This is a genomic window from Austwickia chelonae (assembly GCF_003391095.1).
GTDB classification, from domain to species: domain Bacteria; phylum Actinomycetota; class Actinomycetes; order Actinomycetales; family Dermatophilaceae; genus Austwickia; species Austwickia chelonae_A.
Genome location: NZ_CP031447.1, coordinates 3,583,880 through 3,608,772, shown reverse-complemented (window position 1 = coordinate 3,608,772; position 24,893 = coordinate 3,583,880). Strand labels below are relative to the sequence as shown.

The following is a 24,893-nucleotide window of genomic DNA, read 5'->3' as shown; positions in this document are numbered from 1 at the left end:
CGTTATCCTCCCTGTCCGCTGTCGGAGTACAGGCGCATGACGGCTTCTTCGAGATCGGGGCGTTCAGCTTCCAGGGAGAGCACAGTGTGGTGGGCTGCTGCTTTGATCACCGCGTCCGGTGTGCCGTCAAGGTCGATGACCAGTTCAGTAGCGTCGTCTGGCGTCGAGTCGTGGAGAGCGCCGATCGTGACTTCGCGGACTCCGGGCAGATCTGCGAAGCGGTCGGTTCCGACCCGCTCTGCCAAGGTCATCCGCATGCGTAATCCGAGTGACCGGCGGAGTTCGTCGACGGTCGATTCTTGGACGATGCGTCCTTCGCGAAGCACCGCAACGCGATCGGCGGCATGTTCGACCTCGGAGAGAACATGGCTGGACAGGAAGACCGTTCGGCCTTCCTGCCGTACTTCACGGACCATGGCGATGAACTCTGCTTGGACGAGGGGGTCAAGTCCGGATGTCGGCTCGTCCAAGATCAACAGTTCAGGCTGGTGCATGAAGGACTGTACGAGGCCAACTTTCTGTTTATTTCCCTTGGAGAGTCCCCTGACCTGTCTGGTGGGGTCCAGGCCGAGGCGCTCGGCTAAGGGCTTCCAGTCGATGTAGGAGCTTTTCTTGCCGTGGCTGGACAGGGCGACGTAGTGGTTCAGCAGCGTGGCGACGTCGTAGCGGCCGTTGAGGCGTAGTTCGCCGGGGAGGTATCCGATGCGGGCGCGGAGGCCGACGCCATCGCCGCGAGGACCCTGCCCGAGCAGCCGAACGGTGCCTCGGTCAGGACGGAGGATGTCGAGCAGGATGCGCATGGTGGTGGTCTTCCCTGCCCCATTGGGGCCGATGAAGCCGTAGACCTCGCCGCAGGCGACGTGAAGTTCGATGCCCTGCAGCGCGATATGAGTCCCGTAGCTCTTGTGCAGGTCAGTGATGTCGATGACTGTGGCCATCTGGTTCACTCCGTTCGCGGATGTGGGCTTCTTTCCTGGTTCTTGTCCTGGTCGGGCTCTGGGCTGTCTGCGAAGCTGATGGGTGTGGTGAGCATGCCGTGGGTGTAGAAGTCGACGGCGTAGGCGACATATCGGTCGAGGATGCTCGGCTCGAGCAGGGATTCGCCGCCGAGATGTCGGGCGATCTGTTGGTCGAAGGCCAGGAGCCCTAACCCGATGGCGGTGGAGACGACGGCCCTGGCTCGGGGGTCCTGGGATGGACGGATGGTTCCAGCTTTCTCGCCGAGAGCGAGGTAGCTCTCGGCATCGGCGACGAATTGATCGAAGAGCTTGTCCGCCGCTGGGCCACCTTCGGTCATGACACGCCGCAGGTAGTTGTAGAGCACAACGAAATCGGGGTGTGTGCGCATGTATTCGGCACGGGTGGGGAGTTGGACGCCGCTGAATGCTGCTGTTTTCTCTGCGCGAAGCCAATGCAGGAGATGTTCGTCGCAGGCTGCCCTGAGTCCGTCCTTGCTACCGAAGTGGTGGATGACCAGGGCAGGGGAGACGCCTGCTCTGGTTGCGATGGACCGGATGGTGGTTTTAGTCAGTCCGGTGGCAGCGAATTCGCTGAGGGCTGCGTTGCGGATACGCGCCCTGGGTGTGAGGTCCTGGTTGCTTGAACCCATGTTCAAAATATTAAACGTCTGTTTAGTCAAGCTCAAGAGTTATTCCTGATAGGAAAGCTGCATGGCAGAAAGGGGTTGTCTTTCTCCTAAGGCTGTTGTCCGCAGGTGAATTACCGCCGACGCCAATTTCATCGAGGAAAGCATGGATGGCTCACCCGCTGGTGGAGATGTCCCCTGGAGGCCGGCAGAGTCCGAGACCTTCACGTGTGGAGGAACGTGGACGGGATCCTCTTCGCGATCTGGGAGGTTCGCAGGGTGCGGCGTCAGACCAAGGCGCGTCACGCTGCCTGGAGGGAAGCTTCCAAAGCTGCAGGAAACCATGATGAAAGCAGTTCAGAAGCACCCTCCGGGCAGGCGTGACACCCTGTCCGGTTCGGCGGGGACAGCGAAATGATCAGCGATCGACCTCGCCGCGGATGAAAGCTTCGACGTGGGCCCGGCCGATGTCATCCGGGCGTTGCTCCGGCGGTGACTTCATCAGATAGGCCGCTGGGGAGAGCAACGGCCCACCGATTCCGCGATCGAGGCCCAGCTTGGCGGCACGAATGGCGTCGATGATGATGCCTGCCGAGTTCGGGGAGTCCCAGACTTCCAGCTTGTATTCCAAGTTCAGCGGGACATCGCCGAATGCGCGTCCTTCGAGTCGGACATAGGCCCACTTGCGGTCGTCGAGCCAGGCGACGTAGTCCGAGGGGCCGATGTGCACATTGCGGTCCTCTTTCTTGCCCGCCAGCGGGCCTTCCAAGTTGGATGTGACCGCCTGGGTCTTGGAGATTTTCTTGGACTCCAGCCGCTCTCGCTCGAGCATGTTCTTGAAGTCCATGTTGCCGCCGACGTTGAGCTGGTAAGTGCGGTCGAGTACGACGCCGCGGTCTTCGAAGAGTTTCGCCATTACACGGTGGGTGATAGTGGCTCCCACCTGTGACTTGATGTCGTCACCGATGATCGGCACGCCGGCATCCTCGAACTTTTTGGCCCAGGTCGGGTCGGAGGCGATGAAGACAGGGAGCGCGTTGACGAAGGCACATCTGGCGTCGATGGCGCACTGCGCGTAGAAGGTGTCAGCCTCTTCGGAACCGACCGGAAGATAGCTGACCAGGACGTCTACCTGTCGTTCTTTGAGGATCTGAACCACGTCGACGGGGGCCTCGGTCGACTCCTCGATGGTCTGCCGGTAGTACTTGCCTAAGCCATCGAAGGTGTGGCCGCGCTGCACGGTGACACCGGTCTCCGGGACCTCGCAGATGCGGATGGTGTTGTTCTCGCTGGCGTTGATGGCCTGGGAGAGGTCGAGGCCGACTTTTTTGCTGTCGACATCGAAAGCTGCGACGAACTCGACGTCGCGGACGTGATAGCCCCCAAAGTCGACATGCATCAGCCCAGGGACGGTGCTGGTGGGGTCGGCGTCACGGTAGTAGTGCACGCCTTGGACCAGAGAGCTGGCGCAGTTCCCGACGCCCGCAATGGCGACGCGGATGGCTGTCATGGATGTCCCTTCCAGTGAATATGCCTGCGTCGCAGCCCTCTTAACAGCCTGAGGAAGGACTGGCGGTCTGCTGCAGGAAATGTCCTTCGTGTCGGCATCGATGCCGCGCGGATTGAGACTAGGTGACAAAGGCTATGTTTGTCACTCATTTTCGGAGGTGTGTATCTATGTGGGATCCGACACGTCCCCATAGGCGAACAGGACTCTGCCTAGGTGGAGCACAGGTCCAGGTGGCAAGCTGCCAGGCATTCGAGAGGGTGTCGGGGAGTTTTCCGGAATCTCCGATCGTCATACTGAGATGAACGTCCATGTGCCTCGTGGCGGATTTGAAGCGATGAGAAGCCGGGCACGGAGCACCGAACGGGAGTGAATCGCGTGACGCAGTCCAGTGGTCCACGCGGCGGGGTGATTCGGACACCCGCCGGGGTGTACGTCGGTCGAGCCCAGGGGGGGGTCCTGAGTCGTTTCCGCCGGAAGAGACCTCGAAAGCCAGGCGGTCGCCGTCGCCGCTTCATCACCTGGAAGGGGGCTGGCCTGACATTCCTGGCGATGACGCTGCTCGGCATCGGGCTGGCCGGAGTGGCCTATTCGATGGTCGACATCCCTTCGCCCAACGACTTGGCCAAGGCTGAAGCCTCGATCGTCTACTACGCCGACGGGAAGACAGAACTCGACCGGCTCTCCGACGTGAACCGGGAGTCCGTCCCGCTGTCACAGATTCCTCTCACCGCTCGCCGTGCCGTGATCGCGGCAGAGGACCGTGACTTCTACGAGAACGGTGGCGTCTCGATCTCGGGTATCGGTCGTGCTGTTGTGCGGACGATACGTGGTCAAGCCGACGCCGGTGGTGGGTCGACCATCACCCAGCAGTACGTCAAGAACTACTTCCTCACCCAGGACCAGACGCTTTCCCGTAAGGGAAAGGAAATCATCATCTCGGTGAAGATCGACCGGGAGATGAGCAAGGACCAGATCCTCGAGAACTACCTCAACACGATCTACTACGGTCGTAATGCCTATGGCATCCAGACGGCTGCGAAAGCTTATTTCAACAAGCCTGTTAACGAGATCAGCACGGCTGAGGCGGCGTTGCTCGCCACGATCATCAACCAGCCTTCCCGTCTGGACCCTGCGTTGAGCCCAGCTTCCGCGAAGGTCGCTGAAGAGCGATGGAACTACGTTCTCGACGGTATGGTCGCTAAGAAGTGGCTCGACGAAGGTGAACGTAAATCGATGGCCTTCCCGAAGGTCGTCGAATACAAATCGAAGAAGCAGCTCGGTGGAACCAACGGCTACCTGGTGAACGCTGTTAAAGCTGATCTTCTCGACAAAGGGATCAAACAGGAAGATATTGACCGTCGGGGATTGCGGATCGTCTCCACCTTCGACGTGAAAACACAGGAACTTGCAGTCAAGGCCGTCGAGGACAACCGGCCGAAGTCAGGCCGTGGAACCGGGGTCCGGGTAGGCATGGTCGCCATCAAGCCTAAGGACGGAGCAGTTCTCGCGCTCTACGGCGGGCAGGACTCGGTGAAGCACCCCTTCAACAACGCGACCCAGGGGCACATGCAGGCCGGATCGACCTTCAAGGCCTTCACGACCATCGCAGCTCTTCAACAGGGCATCAGTACTCGCATCAGGTTCGAGAGCGGTACTCCCTATCGGGTGCCAGGCGAACCTAAACCTGTAGCCAACTGGGACCACGCAGACCATGGCCAGGTCGACATGTCTCAAATGATGGCTGGGTCGATCAACACCGCTTTTGTGCGCCTCAATGAGAAAGTGGGGCCGGACAACACCCTCAAGGCTGCCTTGGCCGCAGGGATCCCCCCGAAGGACGGCGAAGCCCCGGCGAACACTCCCGGACTGGCCTCCAACGTCGGAAATGTGTTGGGCAGCGCGTCAGTGCGGCCGCTGGACCTGGCCAACGCCTACGCCACGATCGCAGGCGAAGGGCAGCGGGCGAAGCCGTACATGGTCAAGTCGGTCGCCGAAGCTGACGGTCGGAAGGTCTTCGAGACCAAGCCGGAGCTGAACTCCGCTTTCAGTAAAGAGGTTGCTGCCGACACCGTCAACTCGATGAAATCAGTGGTACAGGCTGGTGGAACTGCAGCCAACGCCGCCTCGCTGGGACGTCCGGCAGCGGGCAAGACCGGAACCTCCTCGGAGAGCATGTCCGCATGGTTCGCAGGGTTCACCCCCGAGGTCTCCACCGCGGTAGGAATCGAGCTTCCGGGACCGGACGGAAAGACACCGATCTCGATGAACGGTCTGCCCAGCTTGGAATCAGGCAAGATGCCGGTCGACGTGTGGACCCAGTTCACCAAGGGCATCCTTCAGGGCAAGCCGACCACAGATCTCCCCAACCGGGCCGGGATCGGTGACGACAAGGTCTACGTGCCGCCGCCCCCCACGACGTCCAGCCCTCGCCCGACGAAAACCACACAGTCCCCCAGCGCGACGCCTTCGACGCGAACGCCTTCGTTGCCGCCGTCCTACCCCGATGACCCGTCTCGTCCGGGGTATCCTCGTCCGCCGTACGACGGCAGCCGGCCTCCGGGAGGCGGTGGTGGCTTCCCCTATCGTCCGCCGTCGCGGCCTGGAGACCCCAACAACCCGCCGGGATTGCCTCCCTCTGACCCCAGGCTCCCCATCGCTCCACCACGGCAGCCCTGGGAAGCTCCGCAGAGATAGTTGAGCAGAGACAGGTAAAAGCCCGAGCAGATGCCGTCGCGGTTCCAGGTAACTGTTTCCGATGAAGGAGGGTGCTGTGCAGACGCGGACAACGCGAAACATCCCGAATCCTCATCAGGACCCAGTTCCTCGGGCTGCGGCGGCTTTTTTCGGTGGACCACTCGGCCGGCGCATTCGGCTCGATGACGTCCGCGGCTGGCGAGGGTCGTTGGCCGGGATTACTTTTGTCGGCGCGGTGATGGTGGCCTTGGGGCTCTTCCAGAAGGGCCACTGCCTCGCCAACGGTTGGGGAGCGCCGGAATCCTTCTGGCGAGCCTGTTACTCGGATCTTCCCTTCCTGTATGCCGGGACACCGCTCGCCGAAGGCGGTTTTCCCTATGTTCCGAATGCTGCGGTCTTTTCCCAGCCGCCGCTGACCGGGATGTTGATGTGGCTGGTCGCCTTGATCACGCCGGGCGGTGAGCCTTTTGACCAGCAGCGATGGAACTTCGTGTTGTGGGCGGTGCTGACAGTGGCCATCCTGACCGTTCTGATCGTGGTCATCGCCCGTTCCTGCTCCCGTGCCCCATGGCGAGTGGTCCATGTAGCGGCGAGCCCTCTCTTGGTGACGGCGGTTCTGGTCTCTCCCGATCTCTTCGCCGTGACGCTGGCTTCTTTAGCGTTATTGCTGTGGGGCCGGGAACAACCAGAGTGGGCTGGCGTGGTCTTCGGCGCTGCGATAGCGGCGCATACCTACACCGGTCTCCTCGTGCTCGTGGTGTGTCTGCTGGCACTGCGCTCAGGACGACTGCGTTCCTGGTCGGTGATGGCCGGGGCAACCTTGCTGTCGTTCTGCGGCGTGATGGTCGCGATCTTCGGTCTCTCGGTATGGGCCGGATCGGCGCAGGGGCTTGCTGACCTGGGTGGCCTACTCGCGCCGTATCGCTTGTGGTTCAACGGCGGCCCAGATTATGGCTCGTTGTGGTTCCTGCCGCGATTGTGGGGCGTGGAAGTGACCCCGGGGTGGGCAGTGACTTTTTCTGCGCTCGGGTGGGTGGTTGCGCTTCTGGCCGGTGCCGGGGTGGCGTTGTCCGCAGCACGGCGGCCTACGATCGCCGAGTTGGCGATCATCGTTGTTGGCGTGGTGTTGATCACGGGACGTACGATCCCGGTGCAGTCGTCGCTGTGGTTGCTTCCTCTGGTCGCCTTGGCCGGGTTGCGCTGGCGGGATCACCTGATCTGGGTGTCTACTGAGCTGTGCTACTTCGTGGCGATCTGGCTTTATCTCGGTGGCTTGTCCGACGCTGCTCGTGCCTTCCCGATGTCTTGGTTCCTGTTTTTCTCCCTGCTACGTCTGGCAGGCATCGGTTGGTTGGTAGCGGCAGCCTGGACCCAGGCCGTCCGTAGACCGGCCTACCCACAGGACGAGGCTCTGGGTTCGGGCAGGGTCGAGGAGCATGACGAGTTGGCCGGCCCGATGTCAGGGCGAGGGGATCGGCTGACCCTTGTCCTGCGTTGAGCTGGGTGGAGCGGAAAAGCACACGCCGAGGTCTGGGATTCGGCAGGCGCGCTCAGTGCAGGTACCCTTGAACGGTTGACTCGCAGATGCCTCTCAGCGGCCGATCCGCCGGACGAGGCGCGAGTGCGACGCTGCAACCCTCCTGTCACGGAGAGACCGTGACCGCCTAGACCAGAGGAGGTGGGTGTTCCGCATGCGTCAGTACGAAATGATGATCATCGTCGACCCTGAGATCGACGACCGCCAGGTTCCCGCGATGCTCGAGAAGTTCCTCACCGTGGTGAAGAACGACAAGGGCACGATCGAGAACGTCGATGTCTGGGGCCGTCGCCGCATGGCTTTCGACATCAAGAAGAAGTCCGAGGGCGTCTACGTGGTCGTGAACTTCACGTCCGAACCGGCGACTGCCCAGGAAATGGACCGTCAGCTCGGCCTGTCCGAGATGATCCTGCGCACGAAGCTGCTGCGCCCGGGCGTCTGACGTCCGCGCGTGTGTGTGGTGGAGAGCTCGTACGAGGCCATGTCGCACACGCACCAGCACGAGACTCGACAACGATGAGGGGACATGAATGGCCGGCGAGACGACTCTGACGATCATCGGCAATCTCACGTCTGACCCCGAACTGCGGTTCACACCGTCCGGGGCGGCCGTCGCCAACTTCACCGTGGCATCGACCCCTCGGAGCTTCGACAGGCAGAGCAACGAATGGAAAGACGGCGAAACGCTGTTCATGCGTTGTTCGATCTGGCGGGATGCAGCCGAGAATGTCGCTGAGTCGCTATCCCGTGGTACTCGTGTCGTCGTGACCGGACGTCTGAAGTCCCGCAGCTGGGACGACAAGGAGACCGGCCAGAAGCGCACCGTGATGGAGATGGAAGTCGACGAGGTCGGCCCCTCTCTCCGGTACGCATCTGCGAAGGTGACACGCACCCAGCGTGGTGGAGGTAACCAAGGATTCGGTGGCCCCGGAGGGGCACCCAACAGTGGTTTCGGCAACGGCAACGGTGGTGGCCAGCAGGGCGGCGGCTACGGGGGCGGGCAACCGCAGAACGACCCGTGGGCGACCGGTCCGTCCGGCGGTGGCGCGAAGAATGCCAGCGGCGGCTGGGGCAACGGCCCTAGCTACGACGAACCTCCGTTCTGACAGTTGTGCGGAGAGCTCCGTGTCTTCAACGGGGTCTGTCGTCGACGAGTCGAGCAACTTCAAGGTCTGACAAAGACGGTTTCTCACCGACTTCTATCGAGACCATGTCGCGGGTCACGCCGCGAAATCTGACGTAAAAATCCATCCCGGGGCACTCCCCGGGCTCTCGGAAGGAGAGCACCACGATGGCCAAGCCCGTTGTGCGTAAGCCCAAGAAGAAGGCGAACCCGCTCAAGGCCGCCAAGATCGAGAACATCGATTACAAGGACACCGCTTTGCTGCGGAAGTTCATCTCTGACCGCGGAAAGATCCGTGCACGTCGGGTTACCGGCGTCTCCGTGCAGGAGCAGCGTCTGATCGCGAAGGCCGTGAAGAACGCCCGCGAGATGGCGCTCCTGCCCTACTCGAGCTCGGCTCGCTGAGCCTGTTCCGGAGAGGAGAACGCAGATGAAGCTCATTCTGACGCATGAAGTTTCCGGTCTGGGGACCGCTGGTGACATTGTCGAGGTGAAGGACGGTTACGGACGTAACTTCCTGCTGCCCCGCGGTCTTGCTACGCCGTGGACCAAGGGTGGACAGAAGCAGGTCGACTCCATCCGTAAGGCGCGTGAGACACGCGCCATCAAGAGCCTCGACGACGCTAAGAGCCTGAAGGGTCAGCTGGAGTCGCGTGCGCTGAAGATCGCGGCTCGCGCGGGGGCCAACGGCCGACTCTTCGGTGCGGTGTCCCAGGCTGATGTGGCCGACGCCGCTGCTGCTGAGGGTCTGAAGATCGACCGTCGCACCATTGAATTCCTCGCACCGGTGCGTAGCCTTGGCGATGCCAAGGCCACGGTGCGTCTGCACCCTGAGGTGCAGGCCACGTTGAAGCTGCAGGTCGTTTCGGCCTGATTGCTCGCATTTTATGCCGATGGGCGGGTCATCTTTTACAAGATGACCCGCCCATCGGCATTCCTGGTGCGCATCTAAAACTTCGCGTTCGAAGCAGGAGCCTTTTTCATCTGGCGGGTTGACCTGCGGTGATGAGGGTGGTGACGGCGGTGACGATGGGCGTGGCCTGCTCGGGTGAGGAGCGTAGGCGTCGGAGCACGTGCCAAGACTTGAGTTGGGTGTTGCTGCGTTCGCTGCAGGCGCGCAGCCGTCCGTGGGCGGCGTTGTAGGCCTTCTCGTTGCGCGAGAGGTCGCGTCGTTCGAAGTGGCCGGTGGCCTGGTTGCGGCGGACGGCGCGGATCGGGACGGGGATCCCGGAGCCGATACCGAGGTAGCCACGGTCGGTCAGGACCGCTTTCCTGGCGGTGGTCAAGGTCGCTAGTTTCTCGGGGAGTTGATGCTGCCGGGCGGCCGTGATGTCGTGCCGGGCGCCGGGTAGGGCTGCTGAGGTCCACAGCAGTTCTCCGAGGGGGCCGGCGATGACCTGGACGTTCATGCCGTGGTGGTGGACCTTACCGGAGAAGTACTCGCGGTCGGTGCCGTGCTTGGTCATCCTGACCCGGTCGGTGGGGATGACGGTGTCGTCCAGGACGAGGTAGGCCTTCGCTTGCGCCACGACCAGGGCCTGATCGAGGGTGGGAGCTATCGCGGCCAATACCTGGCAGGCCTCGCGGATGTACCAGAAGACGGTCGCAACGCCGATTCTGAACCCGGCTGCCAGGGCGGTGTAGGTCGGATTGTCATGCAGATAGGCCAGCACCAGCAGGGCTTGATCGCGGGCTGAGAGCCGACGCCAGATCACTTTGGCCGCGGCCCGATGCCGGTGCAGCGCGTTGGTGAGCAGATCCAGGGTGGTGGTGGACATGGCCAGACCGACGGGGTAGACAAGCATGACGGGGCTCCTGGCAGGGGTGACTGAACTGACAATCACCGCTCCTACCAGGAGCTTCGTTATCTCCCCGGATCACACGCCACACGAGACCCAACCGTCACACAGGATGGAAAAGGCTCCCGGCAGCGTGAATTGAGCACCTCGGGCCGTTCTGTCGAAGATTGGAGCTTCAAGAGGAGTCTGGCACCCGTCACAGGAGTCGGGAAAAGGCCGGGGGTCGAATGGCCCGGCGAGGGTTTTGCTGGGTAAATCCTGTGGATTGATCTTTTCGAATAGATCGTGCGGCGGGCCCTTCCTGGTTCAAAATCTGGGCTCTCGCTGTAATTTACTCTGCTGCAAAGAATTTCAAATTAGCGACATGAGTTTGCTGCAGTGTGGGTCGACTGGGTGTCCTCAGCTGGTGCTGCGAAAGGTTCTCAGCCAGGAGAAATAGCGTTCCTAACCACCGGTCGGCCATGTATTCTGTTGGACAGCCGTTCAGCCATAGCGGTCGCTGTCATGCGCGGGGGGCGCTGACTTCCGGGGGTGCGCGACTGGCGTTCCACCGAGCAGGGGGAAATACGTATGCAGTATTCAAGAAGTAAGTACACGCGATTTTCTGCGTATGCGATTGCGGCAGTAATCATTTCGGCTACTGCAGGCTGCGCTCTCGGGTCTGACTCCGACAACGCGAAAGCTGAAGCCAGCCGGAGCGCAGAGAAGCAAGCAGCTTCTGCGCAGCCCACCGGCGGACCGGTCACTCGGCCACCGGACCCGAAGGCACCGGCCGAGATCACCCCGGTGGCGCGCCCTGGGAAATCTGGCAGTCGGCTGCCTGCCGCCGAGAAGAAGATGAATGAGACCGTCGACTACACCGACAAGGTCACCGTTCGGATCACAGCGGTTCGGCAGAATACCGCCACCGGCGCAGGCCCCGGAGTGCTCGTCGGTGCTCCCCAGCACATCCATGACATCGAGATCCACAACGGCACGGGTAAGCCGCTGGATCTCTCTGCTGTCGTGGTCAGTGCGCGTTACGGGAGCCCTGAGCAGCTCGCCTCGGGTGCTTACACCGAGGGAACGAAGGATTTCGCCGGTGAACTCGCCCCCGGCAGCATTGCCCGGGCAACCTACGGGTTCACCGTCCCACACGATCAGAAGACCCGCGTCGTCGTCGACATCGACGCAGCCCACGCGCCTGCTGTCTTCCGGAGCGTTACATGACAGATCACATCAGTACCGATCACCACCGACACACCCGAGGAAGCGACATGTCCGCATCACGCCGCCGTCCCACCCGGCTGGTCTGCAGCGCAAGTGCCCTGGCACTCGCTGTGAGTCTCGTGCCCTTCGCCCCGGCGTCCAGTGCGCATGCGGACACCCGCCCGACCGAAGGAACCCCGGCTACTGCAGCAGGACAGGCTTTGCCCACCTGGCAGATTACCGGGGTCGCATGGGCGCAACTGGTAGTCGGAAACACGGTCTACGTCACCGGTAACTTCACGAAGGCCCGACCTGCGGGGATGTGGGCAGGAGGACCTGGCGAGATCGAGGTCGGTCATCTCATCGCCTATGACATTCGTACTGGTGAGCGCATTGCCTCCTTCGACCACAAGCTCAACGCCCAAGGGCTGGCATTGGCGGCTTCCCCGGACGGAACTCGCCTGTACGTCGGCGGCGACTTCACGACCGTCGACGGACAGCCCCGCGGCCATGTCGCAGCCTTCGACATCGCCACTGGAGCGCTCGTTCCCGGCTTCAATCCGAATGTCAACGGCCAGGTCAAAGCACTCACCGTGACCAAGGACACCTTGTACGCCGGTGGATCCTTCGAAAGCGCACAGGGCTCGGCGCGTCGGCGTCTGGCCTCCTTCCGGACATCCGACGGCTCCATGACCAGTTGGGCGCCCAAGGCCGATGACGGTTATGTGTGGGCCCTACTGGCTGTCCCGGATGGATCGAAGGTCGTCATTGCCGGCGCTTTTACCACGCTCAGCGGACAGAAAGCCTCTGGCACCGCAGCCGTGCACCCCACCACAGGCGAGCTTCTCCCGTGGGCGATGAACAATCGCATCTACGTCGGCCCCCAGGCCGCGATCACCAATCTGTCTACCGATGGCCGCGCCATCTACGGTGGTGGTTATGCCTATGGGACGAAAGCGAACCTGGAAGGCACCTTCTCCGCGAATCTCAACGACGGGTCGCTCCGCTGGGTGAGCGACTGCCTCGGCGACACCTACAGCACAAAACCGCTGGGTGGCGCGCTTTATGTGTCCAGCCACGCCCATGACTGTTCGACGATCGGGGCTTTCGGGGACACCCAACCACGGACGCGGTGGGAACACCTGATGGCGCTCACCACCGAGCCGTCCCAGAAGGTACTCAAGCCCAATGCGTACGGATTCGACTTCCGTGACCAAATGGCTCCTGCCATGCTCCAATTCCACCCACAGCTGGGCATCGGCACCGCAACCGGGCAGTACCAGGCCTCCTGGCACGTCGACGGCAACGACGACTATGTGGTGATCGCTGGTGAGTTCCCGACAGTGAATGGGACCAAGCAGCAAGGTTTGGCGCGCTTCCCCCGTAATCCGTCCGCGCAGACCTTGCCTCCGAGTTTCCAGACCCGACCCGCGCGCAGCTTGCGAGCTCCGGTGGCTTCCGCCGCGGGACCCGTCGTCAGTGTGAGCTTCCAATCGGCCTGGGACCCGGACAACGCCAACCTCCAGTACGAACTAGTTCGCGACCGCGGGACTGCCACTGAAGAGGTGGTCTCCAGCACCAAGATGAACACCAACTTCTGGACGCTCCCGGACGGGCGGCTCCTGGACGCGGGTGCGCCGGCGGGGAAGCACACGTACTCCGTGAAGGTCAGTGACGGTACTGGCCAGGTGGTCTGGAGCGAGAAGAGCAACGAGGTCACGACCCAGGGCGGGACCGAGCTAGGTGCCTATGGAAAGGCCATCGCCCTCGACGGGGCACAGCACTACTGGCGACTCGACGAGCCCTCCGGGGACGCCGTCGACCTGATCGGGGGCATGAACGGCCAGGTCGGCAGCGGCGTCGAACGTGGCATCACCGGTGCGCTGAAGGACAACAAGAGCACCGGTATGAAGTTCGACGGGACAGTGAACGGCAATGTCAGCACTTCCGGTCAGGAAGCGCTCAATGGTGCCACGACGATCGAGACCTGGCTGCGAACCGACTCCAAGTCAGGCGGACGTTTCCTCAGCTTCGCCACCGAACAGCGTGACTTCTGGGGACGGACCACCATCAACGTCGAGCGTCATCTCTACATGATGAACGACGGTCGGATCGGGCTCTCTGCTGACAACAAGGGACGTCAGATCGAGTCGTCCCGCAGCTACAACAACGGCCAGTGGACGCACGTCGCGGCCTCCCTGGGTTCGGACGGCCTGGCACTTTACGTGGACGGGGAGCGGGTGGCCCACGACCCGAGCTACCGCCCGAGTGGCTCGGTCACCGGACGGTGGTACATCGGTGGCGACCGGTCTGGATCGAAGTCAAGGCCGAGCACCTGGTCGCTCGCCGGTCAGCTCGACGAAGTTGCCGTGTACGGGGCGGCGCTGACGCCCGAACAGATCGCAGCGCATCGCCGCCTGGGAACCGACGGGGCACCGGCTCCAGCCGCGAACCAGGCGCCGAAGGCTGCTTTCACGTCCAAGACCACCAACCTCGAAGTTGCGGTGGACGGTTCTACCTCCACTGACAGCGACGGCCGGATCGCGAAGTACTCGTGGAACTTCGGTGACAGCAGCACCCCGGTCGAAGGTGCCAAGACGACCCACAGGTACGCCAAGGCAGGCACCTACACGGTGGAACTGACCGTGACCGACGACAAGGGCGTGACGAACTCGACCAAGTCCGAGGTGACGGTGAAGGAGGCCGCCGTTGAACCAGCCCCGGCGCCTCCAGCAGCCGGAGACGGCGTACTTCTGACCGATACCTTTACCCGTCAGTCAACCAGCGGGTGGGGTAACGCCGATAACGGCGGTACCTGGAAGAACGACAGCACGGCGTCGAAGTACACCGTGGACGGCGGTAAGGGATCTATCGCCCTGGAACCGCGGGCTTCGAGGGGTACCCAGCTGCCTGGTACAGGTGGCGACATCGATCTGCGGATGAAGATCGGCTACGACCAGGCCGCTACTGGTGGTGGCATCTTCTCCCAGATCATCGGCCGGGGTACGCTGCGCGACGGCTACGGAGCCCGACTGTGGGTGCATGAGTCCGGTGTTCTGCGCATGGCCCCGATCCGTCGTGTCGGCGGAGCGGACACCGATCTGGGCACGGCGCTGATCGTACCCAAGATCCGACACGCGGCCGGCAACACCTACGAGGTGCGTCTGCAGATCACCGGAAAGGGCACCTCTACCGTCAAAGCCAAGATCTGGGCTGTAGGTACGGAAGAACCTGCCGATTGGATGGTGTCCGCCACCGATACGACTGCTGCGCTGCAGACGACCGGGGGAGTGGCACTGCAGAGCTACCTGTCTGGGTCCGCCACGACACCTGACCTGAAGGTGCTCGTCGACGACATCAAGGTGACAGCAGCTAAGTAAAGCTGTTCGTCACCCTGGAGGGAGCCCGTTATGAGCCCGGATCGCCTCGCGATGCTGGCTTTGGCGGGCTCCCTTCTTGCTGTCTTCTCCGGGCTCATGTGGCGACGTTCGAAGCTGCTGGCGGTGACCTGGATCCTGGCCGTGACCTTCATACCGGTCTGGGCCGGCGTCACTATCGGAATCGGTTTTCAACCGGCTGCTTATGTCGGCCTGTTCGTGCTGGCGTTGCTGCTGACCGATGGTGAGGGACGGCGGCTTCCGCTGCGGTGGTACGACCTCGCTGTGATGGTCTTCTTCGCTCTATGCGTGGTGGCTTCTCAAGCGGGGACGTCGACCTTGGAGGCGATGACGGTTCCGGTCACCAAATGGGGTGTCGGGTATGCCGTGGGTCGGGTGCTCTATGCCCGTGTCGGGGGAGACTTCCTGGGCCGTTGTCTGACCGTGGCTTTCGGAGTTGCTGCGGCCATGGGCATCGTCGAGTCCCTGAGCGGTACGAATATTTTCTTTGAGTTTCCTATGGGGAAGGGGAACTCCGCGTACCGTGCGTGGGCGGTACTGCAGGAACGAGCTGGTTACTGGCGTGCCGAGGCTGCTTTCGGGCATTCGATCGCCTTCGGTTGTTCCATCGCCATGGCCTTGCCACTCATCGTCGTCTCCAGCTTCCGTCCGTGGGTGAAGGTCCTGGCAGGTGCGGTGATGGCCGGGGCATTGGTGCTGTCGTTCAGCCGTCTGTCTTTGATCGTGGCCGGCGTGGGGCTGGCGTTGACTGTGCTGTCTCCGGCATCAGGGCTGTCCCGCCGTATTCGGGGATGGGTGCTCTCCGGGATGGCACTGTTCGCAGTGGTGGCAATGCCCTTCATCCTGGCGACCGTGGACGAAGCCGGTTCAGAGGCCGAGGAGAGCGCTCTCTATCGGGGGCGCCTCTGGGACCTGGCCGACACGGTTGAGCTTTTTGGCTTGGCTTCTTCGGCGCACATCTCCCCGAGCGGAACGCTCTACTTCGGGCAGTTCCGTTCTATCGACAATGCTGTTCTCCTCGGCGCGATGACCTATGGGTGGCTGCCGATCGCCTTGGGCTCGGGCATCTTGCTGGTCGGCGCAATTGGGCTTCTTCGTGGGTACTACTCTGCGCCACTCGCGGGGGTGCTTGCTCAGACACCGGGGTTGTTCAGCGTGGCATTCATTACCCAGTACGAGGTCTTCTACTGGGCTTTGGTGGGCATGGCCTGTGCGGCAGCCGCGGAAGCGCACGAGGCCCGAGAGCTGGCTGGACCGCAGGTCGATACTCCGACAACAACCTCCGGAAACGCGAGTCCCGATGCCCCTGTAGACATTTTGTCTGACAGGGATATCGGGACTTCACGTTCTCAGAGCAGTTGATCAGGCTTTCTTGGCGCCTACCATCTCGACCAATCGCTCCTCAGCCGATGGCGGCGTGAAACCGGCTGAGATGATCTTGTCCAGACACAATGCACTGTGGCGTGGACGTGGTGCCATGTCGCGATCTTTGGTATAGGTCGAGGTACTCACTGCGGTGACCTCTGCTGGGTCGCGGCCGCACAGCGTGAAGATCTCAGCGGCGATCTGAGCCCATGAACGTACTGGGCCGCTGTTGCTGAGGTTGTAGGTACCGAAAGGGGCGTCGCTCTGCAGCAGGTGGATGATGCCAGCTGCGAGATCCTGCGCGAAGGTCAACCGGCCGTACTGATCGTCAACAACCTGTGGGCAGATTCCACGTCCAGCTAGATCAGCCATCGTGGACACGAAGTTAGAGCCTTCGCCGACAACCCAACTGGTGCGGATCAGGTAGTGGTGCGGCAAGCTGGCGACGATCCGATCGCCAGCTGCTTTGGTGACGCCGTACACGCCCAAAGGACTGAACGGCTCATCCTCATGATGTTCCTTGACAGCGCCGTCGAAGACGTAGTCGGAGGAGACATGCACCAGGATGAACCGGTGCTGACGGGCGAGGTCGACCAAGCGCGCGACGCCGTCCACGTTGACGGTCCACGCTTCTCTACGTCCCTCATTCTGCTCAGCACGATCGACGGCCGTGTAGGCAGCCGCATTGATCACGCTGTCGACCCCGCTCCAGTCGACCTGCTCCAGCGAGGACGGGTCGGACAGATCGCAGTCGGTGCGGGTCAGGAACTCGGCGTCGGGAAGCGCAGCTCGTAACGCTCGTCCGAGTTGGCCGCCAGCACCCAGGACGAGGCAGCGCCCACCTGCCAGCGGAGTCACCTCGGCCAGCTGAGGATGGTTCAGGTCGGCCTGGGAACGGGTGGTCTCGGTCAGCGGGAGCGGCCACTCGATGGCCAACGTCGGATCAGCCAGGTTCACGAAGGTGTAGCCGTCCTTCGCCTGGGGGCTCCAGTGATCGTTGACCAGGTAGCTGTAGGAGGTGCCTTCCTCCAGGCTTTGATAGGCGTTGGCGACTCCACGAGGAACGAAGACCGCGGTCGACGGGTCGATTGTCGTGGTGAAGACCTGTCCGAAGGTCGGTCCTGAGCGGAGATCGACCCAGGCTCCGAAGACACGGCCGGTGACCACAGATACGAGCTTGTCCCAGGGTTCGGCGTGGAATCCCCGCGTGACATGGCCGGCGTTGAAGGACACATTGTGTTGTACCGGACCGAAATCGGGCAGGCCGGCTGCGATCATCTTCGCTCGCTGCCAGTTCTCCTTGAACCATCCACGTTCGTCACCGTGCACGGGAAGGGTCGCGACGAGCAGTCCTGGGATCTCGGTGTGGAGGATCTCAAGGCCGGTCATGCGTTTTCCTCCGCGACGAGGGTGCGTTCGCCTGCGGAGGCGTATTTGGCTTCGGTCGCAGCCTTCTGCGGTCGCCACCACTCTTCATGGGCGCGATACCAGTCGATGGTGGCCGCTAAGCCGTCGCGGAAGTTGTCATACTGCGGTGACCAGTTGAGCTCGCTCCGTAGGGTGCCTGCATCAATGGCATAGCGCAGGTCATGGCCTGGGCGGTCGGTGACCTGATCATAGGCGTCGCGGGGTTGGCCCATCAGCTCGAGGATGAGCTCGACGACGGCCTTGTTGTTGGCTTCGCCATCGGCACCGATGAGGTAGGTCTGGCCGATCCGGCCTTCAGCCAGGATGCGCAGGACGGCAGCATTGTGGTCGTCAACGTGGATCCAGTCCCGTACGTTGGCGCCTGTGCCGTAGAGGCGGGGGCGCTTCCCGTCGAGGACGTTGGTGATCTGCCGCGGGATGAATTTTTCGACGTGCTGGTAGGGCCCGTAGTTGTTCGAGCAGTTGCTGATGGTCGCAGCGATCCCGAAGGAACGTGTCCAGGCTCGGACCAGATGGTCTGAACCAGCCTTGCTGGCTGAGTAGGGGCTGGACGGCCGGTAAGGGGTGTCTTCGGTGAATCGGTGTGGATCGTCCAGGGCGAGGTCTCCGTAGACCTCGTCGGTGGAGACATGGTGGTACCGGACCTGGTGCCTGCGGACAGCTTCAAGGAGCTCGAAGGTACCGACGAGGTTGGTCCGGATGAACGGGCTGGGGTCATTCAACGAGTTGTCGTTGTGTGATTCGGCGGCGAAATGGACGACGGCGGTGCTTGCCTTCACCAGCCGGTCGACGAGGTCGGCGTCGGCGACATCTCCTTGGACGAGTTCATAACGGTCGTCGGGAAGGTCAGCCAGGGAGCGTGGATCGCCCGCGTAGGTGAGTTTGTCGAGAACGATGACATTGGCATCGGTCTGTGCGACGACCTGACGGACGAAGTTGGCACCGATGAATCCGGCGCCGCCGGTGACCAGGTAAGTGGGTTTCATGCGCTGACCTCGTGCGGGCTGGTGATGTCGTGCCCGCAGTGTGCGCAGGCCTCGGCCGATGTGCGGTTCTCGTCCGGCAGCGGCTGGATAGGGGTGGCCGCCAATTTGGAGAGCACCTCGCGCAGGAGGGTGCTGGAGGTGTGTCGGGTGTACGGGAAGTAGGCCACGCGCGCTCCTACTCCGCGTAGGTCCTCTTCGAGTTTGCGTCCTTTGGGCGCGTTCTGCCAGTCGTCGCCCTTGAAGATGACGTCGAAGCGGAGCTCTTTCCAGCTGTCGAACTTGTCGGCGTGCTCGTCGATGACGACGTCGTCGACGGCAGCGAGGTGCTGCACGATGGCCATGCGCTCGTCGAGGGGGATGACTGGCGATTTGCCTTTCACATGACGAACGACTTCGTCGGAGACGACTCCGACGATGAGGCGGTCACAGTGTTGGCGGGCTTGCAGGATGATATTGAGATGACCGATGTGAAACATGTCGAATACCCCTGACACGTAACCAGTTACGGTCTGAGGCGTGCCATTTTTCTGGGCATCGTAAATCTGCTCGGATGTTGTGCGGTTCAATGCCGCTCCCCCTTTTTCCCCAGTGGTGACTTTTCCCCAGGGGTGTGTTCAGGGCAGGCCGAAAAAAGGGCCGTGCTGCTGTGCACGGTTCTTTGAACTGCGGGCGTGCCCCTTCGCCTGCATATGAACGGTGTTCATGAGAGTTGCAGGTCGGACCCCTGCTGAGCGGTGTTCCGTGGGCTTCCCATAGCGCCGCTAGTTATGTCATTGCCATAGCCACATAACCGTTCGGAACGGCCGTCCAACATCGGTTATCGTAGCAACGGCCAGACATGGGAATGGCCGCCCTGCCGCAGGTCAAAAGGGCCGGAGAGACGGGAATCTCTGCGCCTGAAGAGAATTGACGAAAAATGCGGATGGGATACAAGCGGTCAATGGCCATCGCCAGGACGGGATATTACGAGAATGCGCTTCGCGCACAGTCAATTTCGCCATTGTGAGTTGCTCTCGTGAGGGACCCGGACGCCGCACACAGGGGGGAAGTCCGGGCTGCCGGGCTAGACAGGACAACAGGGGGAAAAATGCGCATCGCCATGGTCGGAACACGGGGGGTCCCTGCACGCTACGGTGGCTTCGAAACCTGCGTCGAAGAAGTTGGACGTCGACTCGTCTCCGCAGGTCACGAGGTCATCGTCTATTGCCGTGGTGAAGAACGAGGACCCGATGAGTACCTCGGGATGCGTCTGGTCTGGCTGCCTGCGCTACCCAAGCGATCACTCGAGACCCTCAGCCACACCGCGCTCTCCGTGGCTCGCCTCGTCGCGCTCGACGAACCCGACGTCGCACTCGTGTTCAACGCGGCCAACGCTCCATTGCTGCCCTTCCTCCGCGCTCGTGGCATCCCTGTAGCGACCCACGTCGACGGCCTCGAATGGAAACGCGCCAAATGGGGCCCCGCCGGTCAGCGCTACTACCGTATGGCCGAAGCACTCGCCGTTCGCTGGTCTGATGCCCTCATCGCCGACGCCGTCGGCATCCAGGACTACTACGAGGACGAATTCTCAGTACCCACCGAGCTCATCTCCTACGGCGCCCCGCACGTCGAGCGAACCGCGCACTCCGGGCTGGCCGAACTGGGCCTCGCCGTCGACGGATACCACCTGGTCGTCGCCCGGATGGAACCGGAGAACAACGTCAGCATGATCGTCGACGGCTACACCCGCAGCGCAGCTGAGCTGCCCCTCGTCGTGGTCGGCAGCGCACCCTACGCCGACGAGTACATCGCCCACGTGCGCTCCCTGGCCGACTCACGAGTGCGCTTCCTCGGCGGAGTCTGGGACCAGGAACTCCTCGACCAGCTCTACGCCAACGCCCTGGTCTACTGGCACGGACACTCCGTCGGCGGCACCAACCCCTCCCTGCTACGCGCTATCGGCGCAGGTGCACCGGTCAACGCCGTCGACGTCTCCTTCAACCGGGAAGTCGTCCTCAGCGCGGGACGCTACTTCGCTGACCCCCAGGACGTGGCACGCCTCGTCGTCGAAGCCGAATCAGACCTTCCAGCCACCCGCCTACGCGGACAAGGATCACGACTTCGCGCCGCTGACTACGACTGGGACGACGTCGCCTCCCGTTACGGCGAGCTGTGCGACCGACTCCTCGACGGCCGGCTGCGTAAGCGCGGCTCCCGAGGCCACCGACGTTCCCGTCGGCACTCCCAAAGCGCCACCGACACCGCACGGACCGCTACGACGATCGAGGCCTGAACCATGACCGACACCACCCAGCAGACGCCGCGGTCGTCGAGGAAGATCGGCGACACCGTCCGACTCCTGGCCTCCTACCAGAAGAGCAACAAAGGAGCGCCGGCCTACTCCAGATTCGTCAACCGACCCTTCGGGCGAGTCCTCGCAGCCGTGGCCTACCGACTGGGAATGAACCCGAACCAGGTCACCCTCGTCAGCGGCACCACATCACTGCTGGGCATCATCTGCCTGGCTACCTTGCCCGCGGCCTGGACCACCGGCGTACTTGTCACTTTCCTGCTCGTGCTGGGATACGCACTCGACTCCGCCGACGGACAGCTTGCGCGCCTCACCGGAGGAGGCTCCCCCGCCGGGGAGTGGCTCGACCACGTCGTCGACTGCATCAAGATCAGCCTGCTCCACCTCACCGTGCTGATCTCGCTGTACCGGTTCACCGAGCTCGACCGGGCACTCCTGCTCATCCCCGCGGCCTACGTCCTGGTCGCCAACCTGTACTTCTTCGCCTTCATCCTCGGTGACCTCCTCAAACGCACCAAGGGCGTCAAGCCTGCCCGCAGCACGCAGAAAGCTTCCGTGCTGCGCTCCATCGCGGTGGCTCCCACCGATTACGGCGTGATGTGCCTCGTCTTCCTCGCCTGGGGCGCACCGACCATCTTCCTGACGGCCTATGCGATCCTCCTGGCAGGCACTGCCGGATACGTCGCCCTGGGCCTGCCCAAATGGTTCCGGGACATGGTCGCGCTCGCGGAGGTCCCCGCATGAACACGGCCTCCTCACCCCGTCGGATCATGGCGGTGCACCCTGGTGCCGAACGCTATGGGTCTGATCGCATGTTCGCCGAAGCCGTCACCGGATTCCTGCTCGCCGGTCACGACGTTCGGGTCATCCTTCCCGGAGACGGACCCCTGAGAACCCAGCTTCAGGCAACCGGTGCCGAGGTCGATATCGCGACCATGCCGGTGCTGCGTAAGTCCGCGCTCTCCCCCAAAGGGCTGGTCAGCCTGCCCTGGCAGATGACATCAGGTCTCGTTCAAGCGATCACCTTGCTGCGAAGCCATCGGCCCGACGTCGTCTACGTCAGCACCCTGACCATTCCGACCTGGCTGCTGGCAGCTCGGCTCAGTGGTGCCCGGGTCATCTGCCACGTCCACGAAGCCGAACAAGCCGCGTCCAGGGTCGTCCGCACAGGACTGGCAGCTCCGCTTCTGCTCACCGACAAACTGATCTTGAACAGTGACTTCTCGGCGACAGTGCTCAACGAGGCAGTCCCCGCCCTGGGGAAGCGTGGCACAGTCGTCCCCAACGGGGTCGGCGCGCCCACCGGAGCCACCAGCGCTCCCCGCGAGAAGCTCGAAGGACCGGTGAAGCTGCTCTTCGTCGGACGAGTGTCCCCTCGAAAAGGGCCGGATGTCGCCATCGATGCGCTACGTCGTCTGCGCGATACCGGGATCGATGCCCATCTGCGCATCGTCGGATCCGTCTTCGACGGTTACGAATGGTTCGAGGAACAGCTCCGCTCGGACGCTGCTGACCTGATCGAGGCCGGGATCGTCACCATGCAGGGGTTCACCGACGACGTCTGGTCGGAACTCGCAGCCTGTGACATCGCACTCGTGCCTTCCGTCATGGCCGAGCCCTTCGGCAACACAGCAGTCGAAGCAGTACTGGCACAGAGACCTGTCGTGGTCAGCAATATCGGGGGACTCCCTGAAGCTGTCTGCGGCATCGACAGTGCCGATCTCGCTCAGGCCGGCGACGCCCTGGCACTTGCTGAGGCGATCCGTCGTGTCATCGATGCCTGGCCGCAGATGATCGACCGCACAACAGCCGCCCACGACCGCGCCCTCATCCGCTTTGCGCCCGAGAGCTACCGGGCCTCGGTCACCCAGCTCGTCTGCGACACCCACAGCAAATCCGCGCGGGGTGTCGCCGACTCGCTCGACGAGGCGCCCCAGACGGAGGAGACCAGATGAACGCGGGTCGGATCGCGATCGTCGTCGTCAACTTCAACTCCGCTGAACTGCTACGAGCCAACCTGGTTGCTGTTCATCAAGAGATGCTGTCCTCGACCGAACCTGTCCTGCAGGATGCCTCGATCGTGGTCGTCGACAACTGGCATAGCGAACAAGCCCGTGCTGACGTGCAGGAACTCTGCCGAGAACAGGGATGGCACTGCCTCCCCCAAGAGAGCAACGGCGGCTTCGGGCACGGCATGAACGCCGGCGTCGCCACAGCCCGTGCCCTTGGAGCTGACCTCTACCTCCTGCTGAATCCGGACGCTCAGATCGACGCAGCCTCGATCGTCGAACTCGCCACTGCTGTCGACAACGACCCGATGACCTTGGTCGGACCGGTGATCACCAAGCCTGACGGTTCCCTGTGGTCCGACGGACACGACCTGTACCTGCGCAACGGGAACACCTTGGCCACACGCAAACGACCAGCTGGAGAAACTGCCGCTGCACCCTGGCTGACCGGAGCCTGCCTCCTGATCAGCGACGCTCTGTGGCACTCGGTCGACGGGTTCGCTCCCGACTACTTCCTCTACTGGGAAGACGTCGAACTCTCATGGCGGGTGAGGCAGCTGGGCGGCAAAGTCGAGGTCGTCCGTAGCGCGCACGCCGTTCATGACGAAGGGGCGACCCACCGCGACCACGGGCGTACCGGGCACTCGCCCACCTTTATCTACTACAACGTACGTAACCGCCTGCTTTTCGCAGCCCGTAATCTCGACCGGACCGGCCGGGAACGGTGGGTGCGCACCGCACTACCCGCCGCCCGACGGATGCTGTTGTGGAGCGGACGTCGAGCCGTGTTACGTCAACCCCGACTCCTCTGGGCTGCCGTTCGGGGAACGCTGTCCGGGCTATGGCTGATGCGTTACCACCAGGTGCGGAGAACCCACGCATCGAGCCTTCGGCCCGTTCGGGTGCTGACCTCCTTTCCCGAGCCGCGCCCGACGACCAACCCGTACATCGTCATGCTCAAGGACGCCCTTCAAGCTCGAGACGATGTCGAGTTGCACACCTTCAGCTGGCGACGGGCACTGACCGGTCATTACGACGTCTTCCATGCACACTGGCCGGAGATCCTGGTCAGCGGACACTCACCGTTGAAGACCGCTGTCCGTCAGCTGTTCTTCGTGATGATGCTGGCCGCCTTCCGGGCCCGTGGCACCGTGATCGTCCGCACTGTCCACAACCTCGAGCTGCCGCAGGGAATCTCCTCACGGCAAGAAAAACTGCTCAACCTCTTCGAGTCCCGTACCGAACTGCGCATCAGGGTCAACGACAGCACCCCGATCAGTAATGGCGCCCAGGCCACCGTCCCGCATGGCCACTATCGAAGCTGGTTCGCTCGTGACGAACAGCAGCAGCCCACGACCGGTCAGGTGGCTTTCGTGGGCCTGATCCGGCGCTACAAAGCTGTCGATCAGCTCATTCGGGCCTTCCGGGAACCCCGAGACAACCCCAGCACGACCAGGCTTGTCGTCGCCGGTCGACCTTCCACCGACGAACTCGCCTCCGAGATGAGCGCACTCGCCGATGGCGATCACCGCATCACCTTGAACCTCAGGTTCCTCACCGACGAAGAGCTCGTCTCCACCGTGACGGCAAGCGAACTGGTCGTTCTCCCCGCGCCGGAGATGCACAACTCCGGGACCGTTCTGATGGTGCTGTCCTTGGGGCGGCCTGTTCTCGTGCCAGACAACGAAGTCAACCGTCGACTCGCCGAAGAAGTCGGCCAAGGATGGGTGAACACCTTCACCGGGACCCTCACCGGACGCCACCTCGACGAAGCACTCGAATCCTGCGCTCGACGTACTCCCGAGCCCTGCCTCGACGCTCGTGAGTGGCCCGAAGCGGCAGCTCTGCATACCGCCGCCTACCGAGCTGCGGTTCGAGGCGCGCTCTCCGAATACGACAACCGGATGGTCACATCCGTACCCGTAGGTGTCGATAAGGAGCTTGATGCCTACGAGGTGAAACAGACGGAAGGACGGTGAGC

General features: G+C 62.7%; 20 protein-coding genes. 13 read left to right on the top strand and 7 right to left on the bottom strand.

The genetic code is table 11. The annotated features are described in order from the left end of the window. Positions 1–2: 2 nt before the first annotated feature. The 3 genes from DX923_RS15860 to DX923_RS15850 all read right to left on the bottom strand — a co-directional run bounded on the left by DX923_RS15860 (position 3) and on the right by DX923_RS15850 (position 3,095). The gene (locus tag DX923_RS15860) at positions 3–938 is read right to left on the bottom strand and encodes an ABC transporter ATP-binding protein (RefSeq protein ID WP_116116391.1); all 936 of its coding nucleotides are present in this window, start codon (positions 936–938) and stop codon (positions 3–5) included. Positions 939–943: 5 nt separating this feature from the next. After that, positions 944–1,609, bottom strand: coding sequence for a TetR/AcrR family transcriptional regulator (locus tag DX923_RS15855; protein ID WP_116116041.1), 666 nt, complete (start codon positions 1,607–1,609; stop codon positions 944–946). 394 nt (positions 1,610–2,003) lie between these two features. Beyond that, entirely contained in the window at positions 2,004–3,095 is a 1,092-nt protein-coding gene (locus tag DX923_RS15850) for an inositol-3-phosphate synthase (protein WP_116116040.1), read from the bottom strand. Positions 3,096–3,644: 549 nt separating this feature from the next. Between DX923_RS15850 and DX923_RS15845 the strand changes: the two genes are divergently transcribed. The 6 genes from DX923_RS15845 (at position 3,645) to rplI (ending at position 9,323) form a co-directional block, all read left to right on the top strand. Further along, on the top strand, positions 3,645–5,789 hold the full coding sequence (locus DX923_RS15845; RefSeq protein ID WP_116116039.1) for a transglycosylase domain-containing protein: 2,145 nt from the start codon (positions 3,645–3,647) through the stop codon (positions 5,787–5,789). A 76-nt stretch (positions 5,790–5,865) separates the two neighbouring features. Next, positions 5,866–7,287 carry a glycosyltransferase family 87 protein gene (locus tag DX923_RS15840; RefSeq protein WP_162873078.1) on the top strand — a complete coding sequence of 474 codons (1,422 nt, stop codon included), beginning with the start codon at positions 5,866–5,868 and terminating at the stop codon, positions 7,285–7,287. A 193-nt stretch (positions 7,288–7,480) separates the two neighbouring features. Beyond that, positions 7,481–7,768 (top strand): 30S ribosomal protein S6, encoded by a 288-nt coding sequence (gene rpsF, locus DX923_RS15835; protein WP_116116390.1) that lies wholly within the window; start codon positions 7,481–7,483, stop codon positions 7,766–7,768. 88 nt (positions 7,769–7,856) lie between these two features. Next, positions 7,857–8,432, top strand: coding sequence for a single-stranded DNA-binding protein (locus DX923_RS15830; RefSeq protein ID WP_116116037.1), 576 nt, complete (start codon positions 7,857–7,859; stop codon positions 8,430–8,432). Positions 8,433–8,617: 185 nt separating this feature from the next. Continuing rightward, entirely contained in the window at positions 8,618–8,854 is a 237-nt protein-coding gene (rpsR, locus tag DX923_RS15825) for a 30S ribosomal protein S18 (RefSeq protein WP_116116036.1), read from the top strand. Positions 8,855–8,879: 25 nt separating this feature from the next. Then, positions 8,880–9,323: a 50S ribosomal protein L9 gene (gene rplI, locus DX923_RS15820; protein ID WP_116116035.1), complete on the top strand. Its 444-nt coding sequence runs from the start codon at positions 8,880–8,882 to the stop codon at positions 9,321–9,323. Between the two features lie 106 nt (positions 9,324–9,429). On the opposite strand, the gene DX923_RS15815 is transcribed toward rplI, so the two are convergent. Further along, positions 9,430–10,254, bottom strand: a complete 825-nt coding sequence (locus tag DX923_RS15815; protein ID WP_116115733.1) for a transposase family protein — start codon at positions 10,252–10,254, stop codon at positions 9,430–9,432. A gap of 831 nt (positions 10,255–11,085) precedes the next feature. Here DX923_RS15815 and DX923_RS16510 point away from each other — a divergent pair. The 3 genes from DX923_RS16510 to DX923_RS15800 are packed head-to-tail and all read left to right on the top strand — an operon-like array spanning position 11,086 to position 16,196. Further along, positions 11,086–11,457, top strand: a complete 372-nt coding sequence (locus tag DX923_RS16510) for a hypothetical protein (RefSeq protein ID WP_116116034.1) — start codon at positions 11,086–11,088, stop codon at positions 11,455–11,457. Positions 11,458–11,504: 47 nt separating this feature from the next. After that, a complete protein-coding gene (locus DX923_RS15805) occupies positions 11,505–14,816 on the top strand; it encodes a PKD domain-containing protein (RefSeq protein ID WP_162873076.1) in 3,312 nt (1,103 codons plus the stop codon). 30 nt (positions 14,817–14,846) lie between these two features. Further along, positions 14,847–16,196: a hypothetical protein gene (locus tag DX923_RS15800; protein ID WP_116116032.1), complete on the top strand. Its 1,350-nt coding sequence runs from the start codon at positions 14,847–14,849 to the stop codon at positions 16,194–16,196. On the opposite strand, the gene DX923_RS15795 is transcribed toward DX923_RS15800, so the two are convergent. From DX923_RS15795 to DX923_RS15785, 3 genes are read right to left on the bottom strand one after another with little or no spacing between them, the layout of a single operon-like run. Beyond that, entirely contained in the window at positions 16,197–17,588 is a 1,392-nt protein-coding gene (locus tag DX923_RS15795; RefSeq protein WP_116116031.1) for a sugar nucleotide-binding protein, read from the bottom strand. Continuing rightward, positions 17,585–18,613 carry a dTDP-glucose 4,6-dehydratase gene (rfbB, locus tag DX923_RS15790; protein WP_116116030.1) on the bottom strand — a complete coding sequence of 343 codons (1,029 nt, stop codon included), beginning with the start codon at positions 18,611–18,613 and terminating at the stop codon, positions 17,585–17,587. The genes DX923_RS15795 and rfbB overlap by 4 nt, the downstream gene beginning before the upstream one ends. After that, positions 18,610–19,107: an adenylyltransferase/cytidyltransferase family protein gene (locus tag DX923_RS15785; protein ID WP_275895837.1), complete on the bottom strand. Its 498-nt coding sequence runs from the start codon at positions 19,105–19,107 to the stop codon at positions 18,610–18,612. Before DX923_RS15785 ends, rfbB begins: the two co-directional genes overlap by 4 nt. 593 nt (positions 19,108–19,700) lie before the next feature. Between DX923_RS15785 and DX923_RS15780 the strand changes: the two genes are divergently transcribed. The 4 genes from DX923_RS15780 to DX923_RS15765 are packed head-to-tail and all read left to right on the top strand — an operon-like array spanning position 19,701 to position 24,891. Further along, complete coding sequence (locus DX923_RS15780) at positions 19,701–20,885, top strand: DUF1972 domain-containing protein (protein WP_116116028.1); 1,185 nt, start codon at positions 19,701–19,703, stop codon at positions 20,883–20,885. Positions 20,886–20,888: 3 nt separating this feature from the next. After that, the gene (locus DX923_RS15775; protein ID WP_116116027.1) at positions 20,889–21,647 is read left to right on the top strand and encodes a CDP-alcohol phosphatidyltransferase family protein; all 759 of its coding nucleotides are present in this window, start codon (positions 20,889–20,891) and stop codon (positions 21,645–21,647) included. Beyond that, positions 21,644–22,858, top strand: a complete 1,215-nt coding sequence (locus DX923_RS15770) for a glycosyltransferase family 4 protein (protein ID WP_162873075.1) — start codon at positions 21,644–21,646, stop codon at positions 22,856–22,858. The genes DX923_RS15775 and DX923_RS15770 overlap by 4 nt, the downstream gene beginning before the upstream one ends. Beyond that, complete coding sequence (locus DX923_RS15765) at positions 22,855–24,891, top strand: glycosyltransferase (protein WP_116116025.1); 2,037 nt, start codon at positions 22,855–22,857, stop codon at positions 24,889–24,891. Before DX923_RS15770 ends, DX923_RS15765 begins: the two co-directional genes overlap by 4 nt. Positions 24,892–24,893: the final 2 nt, after the last annotated feature.

Bases quoted from the DNA above. Each gene is read 5' to 3' on its own strand.
- rfbB (WP_116116030.1), bottom strand. From the start codon at position 18,613: ATGAAACCCACTTACCTGGTCACCGGCGGCGCCGGATTCATCGGTGCC.
- rplI (WP_116116035.1), top strand. From the start codon at position 8,880: ATGAAGCTCATTCTGACGCATGAAGTTTCCGGTCTGGGGACCGCTGGT.
- DX923_RS15780 (WP_116116028.1), top strand. From the start codon at position 19,701: ATGCGCATCGCCATGGTCGGAACACGGGGGGTCCCTGCACGCTACGGT.
- DX923_RS15855 (WP_116116041.1), bottom strand. From the start codon at position 1,609: ATGGGTTCAAGCAACCAGGACCTCACACCCAGGGCGCGTATCCGCAAC.
- DX923_RS15795 (WP_116116031.1), bottom strand. From the start codon at position 17,588: ATGACCGGCCTTGAGATCCTCCACACCGAGATCCCAGGACTGCTCGTC.
- DX923_RS15830 (WP_116116037.1), top strand. From the start codon at position 7,857: ATGGCCGGCGAGACGACTCTGACGATCATCGGCAATCTCACGTCTGAC.
- DX923_RS15850 (WP_116116040.1), bottom strand. From the start codon at position 3,095: ATGACAGCCATCCGCGTCGCCATTGCGGGCGTCGGGAACTGCGCCAGC.
- DX923_RS15860 (WP_116116391.1), bottom strand. From the start codon at position 938: ATGGCCACAGTCATCGACATCACTGACCTGCACAAGAGCTACGGGACT.
- DX923_RS15765 (WP_116116025.1), top strand. From the start codon at position 22,855: ATGAACGCGGGTCGGATCGCGATCGTCGTCGTCAACTTCAACTCCGCT.
- DX923_RS15845 (WP_116116039.1), top strand. From the start codon at position 3,645: ATGACGCTGCTCGGCATCGGGCTGGCCGGAGTGGCCTATTCGATGGTC.
- DX923_RS15815 (WP_116115733.1), bottom strand. From the start codon at position 10,254: ATGCTTGTCTACCCCGTCGGTCTGGCCATGTCCACCACCACCCTGGAT.
- DX923_RS15770 (WP_162873075.1), top strand. From the start codon at position 21,644: ATGAACACGGCCTCCTCACCCCGTCGGATCATGGCGGTGCACCCTGGT.
- rpsR (WP_116116036.1), top strand. From the start codon at position 8,618: ATGGCCAAGCCCGTTGTGCGTAAGCCCAAGAAGAAGGCGAACCCGCTC.
- DX923_RS16510 (WP_116116034.1), top strand. From the start codon at position 11,086: ATGAATGAGACCGTCGACTACACCGACAAGGTCACCGTTCGGATCACA.
- DX923_RS15805 (WP_162873076.1), top strand. From the start codon at position 11,505: ATGTCCGCATCACGCCGCCGTCCCACCCGGCTGGTCTGCAGCGCAAGT.
- DX923_RS15775 (WP_116116027.1), top strand. From the start codon at position 20,889: ATGACCGACACCACCCAGCAGACGCCGCGGTCGTCGAGGAAGATCGGC.
- rpsF (WP_116116390.1), top strand. From the start codon at position 7,481: ATGCGTCAGTACGAAATGATGATCATCGTCGACCCTGAGATCGACGAC.
- DX923_RS15800 (WP_116116032.1), top strand. From the start codon at position 14,847: ATGAGCCCGGATCGCCTCGCGATGCTGGCTTTGGCGGGCTCCCTTCTT.